Origin of the sequence: Micrococcus lylae NBRC 15355 (assembly GCF_001570885.1) — a bacterium.
GTDB lineage: Bacteria > Actinomycetota > Actinomycetes > Actinomycetales > Micrococcaceae > Micrococcus > Micrococcus lylae.
The window spans coordinates 1-1,940 of record NZ_BCSN01000096.1; the positions used below are offsets into that span (position 1 = coordinate 1).

A 1,940-nucleotide genomic window follows, 5' to 3' on the forward strand; every position below is an offset into this window, starting at 1 on the left:
TGGTCCCCCTTGTGTTCATGCGGGGTGTGGCCGGTCTGTTCCGGTTTCGTTCCGGTTGAGGTGTCGCAGACATGGGTGCGGCCCGCACCTTTTGGGATGTGGTGCGGGCCGCTGCGCCGGGGCGGGAACGGGATCAGGCCCCCGGCGCGGGCGCCGGGTGGAGGGGGTCCGGCCGGCGCCGTTGCCTACGGTACATGGTCGCGCTTGCATCCCCACCACACATGTAATAGACTCTTACATGTCAGGGCGGATGGGCCGCCCGACAGAGAGGTAGACATGCAGGCCACCGCTAAGACCACCATCCTGAAGTCCATGATCCACACCGCCTACGACGCAGGCATGGTCCGCGCCCTCCGCGCCGCAATGGACGCGACCTACGAGGAGGCCCGCGAGGACGGCGACAGCCCCGAGGAAGCCCGCGAGACGGCCCTGGCCGCCCACGCCGACACCCTCGACAACAACCCGGGCCTGGAGGCATTGCTCAACGGCTTCGAGGGGGAGACCGCCGAGTCCTTGGAGGCCGCCGTCCGCTCCTTCCGCCCGTGGCACGTCGCGGCAGCCTACGCCGTCACCTCCGCCCCCGGCGTCTCCCGCCTGGATGTGTGCCCGGTCGGCGACAAGTACGAGTGCACGTGGCGGAACGTCGAGGGTGAGCCGGATGTCATCGTCACGGACGGTCACCCGCAGCTGGACCCGGCGGCCCTGCTGGCGGTGATGGGTCTGTGAGCACCGAGGAGCGTGTCGCGGCCCTGCACAAGAAGGCGCTTCGCCTCCGCGCCCAGGCCGATGAAGCGGCGCAGGAGCGTGACGAGGCCGTCCATGAGGAGCTGACGGAGGGCCGGACCACGGGGCCGACCTTGGCTGCCGCTCTCGATGTGTCCACGGCGCGGGTCTACCAGATGGCGAACCGGGTGCGGCGGCGCGAGTAGGTCTGGGCATGACGAAAACGGCCCCCACCTCAATGAGGTGGGGGCCGTTGTGTCCCGAGGGTATCCGTGTATCGGGGTCAGCCGTCATGGCCGGTTGATCGGTCCGGTCTGGTGCGGACGCCGTTGCGCATCGTGGAGAGGCGGGCGCGATACAGTGCCTTCAGTTTACTGACTGAGGCCGTCACTTTAGGCAGTGAGGCCATCACTTTAGGCAGTGAGGCCGTCACTTTGCGCACTGACGGCGGCTCACCCTACGCCGATGGTCCGCACATGGTGGCCGGTGGTGACCCTGTCGTTGGCGGGTCCGGCGAGGATGTCCCCGCCGTCCCGGTACTCGGCCACTGCGGATGATGCGGTGGTCTCGGTGGCGGCGTATCGGTGCAGGCCGATCTGGACTGCACCGACGACGCCGACCGCTACGCCGAGGATGACGGGGATGGACTCGTGCAGCTCGGTGAGGACGGTGACGGCAGCGAGTGCGCCGAGGGTGGCCTGCACGGAGCCGAGCACACGGGTCAGGGTGGTGATGATCGGTGCGGTGGGGGTGCGCATCACTTCACCTCCGTGAGTTCGTGGCCGGACCACCATCCGGCCTGACCGTGGGAGGCCATGTACGGTGTGCTGCCTTCAATCCAGCCGTCTGAGGTCCTGCCGGTGGCGGTGATGATGGTGCCCTTCGGTGCGGACCCGAGGACCGGGTAGCGCAGCCCAGGGCCGGTGCGGACGTTCAGGACATTTGCCCGCGTGATCTTGTAGCGGCGCGCCCTGCCGGTGTGGAGCCGCTGGCCGGTGTAGAGCGTCGTCTCCGGCGTGGCGCCATTCGCGGCAATCAGGGCCTCCATGCTGACTCCGAGCTTCCGGGAGATGGACCACCAGCTGTCGCCGTCCTTGACGGTGTACGTACCCGCTCCCCCCGTCGAGGGTGCCGGGGTGGGCTTCGGTGCCGGGGTGGACTGCTCGCCACGGATGAGCTTGGCGACACGGGCGATGCCCGCCGGGTCGCGCCGGACC

4 protein-coding genes are annotated in these 1,940 nt (G+C 68.9%); 2 read left to right on the forward strand and 2 right to left on the reverse strand.

The window, feature by feature from the left end:
• Nucleotides 1-276 precede the first annotated feature (276 nt).
• Nucleotides 277-726 (forward strand): hypothetical protein, encoded by a 450-nt coding sequence (locus MLY01S_RS11765; protein ID WP_067192399.1) that lies wholly within the window; start codon nucleotides 277-279, stop codon nucleotides 724-726.
• On the forward strand, nucleotides 723-929 hold the full coding sequence (locus tag MLY01S_RS11770) for a hypothetical protein (RefSeq protein WP_067192404.1): 207 nt from the start codon (nucleotides 723-725) through the stop codon (nucleotides 927-929). Before MLY01S_RS11765 ends, MLY01S_RS11770 begins: the two co-directional genes overlap by 4 nt.
• Nucleotides 930-1,175: 246 nt before the next feature.
• On the opposite strand, the gene MLY01S_RS11775 is transcribed toward MLY01S_RS11770, so the two are convergent.
• Complete coding sequence (locus tag MLY01S_RS11775; protein WP_067192407.1) at nucleotides 1,176-1,481, reverse strand: hypothetical protein; 306 nt, start codon at nucleotides 1,479-1,481, stop codon at nucleotides 1,176-1,178.
• A partial coding sequence (locus tag MLY01S_RS11780) for a LysM peptidoglycan-binding domain-containing protein (RefSeq protein WP_157531309.1) occupies nucleotides 1,481-1,940 on the reverse strand: 460 nt, incomplete at its 5' end. The genes MLY01S_RS11780 and MLY01S_RS11775, both read right to left, overlap by 1 nt.

Bases quoted from the DNA above. Each gene is read 5' to 3' on its own strand.
- MLY01S_RS11765 (WP_067192399.1), top strand. From the start codon at position 277: ATGCAGGCCACCGCTAAGACCACCATCCTGAAGTCCATGATCCACACC.
- MLY01S_RS11775 (WP_067192407.1), bottom strand. From the start codon at position 1,481: ATGCGCACCCCCACCGCACCGATCATCACCACCCTGACCCGTGTGCTC.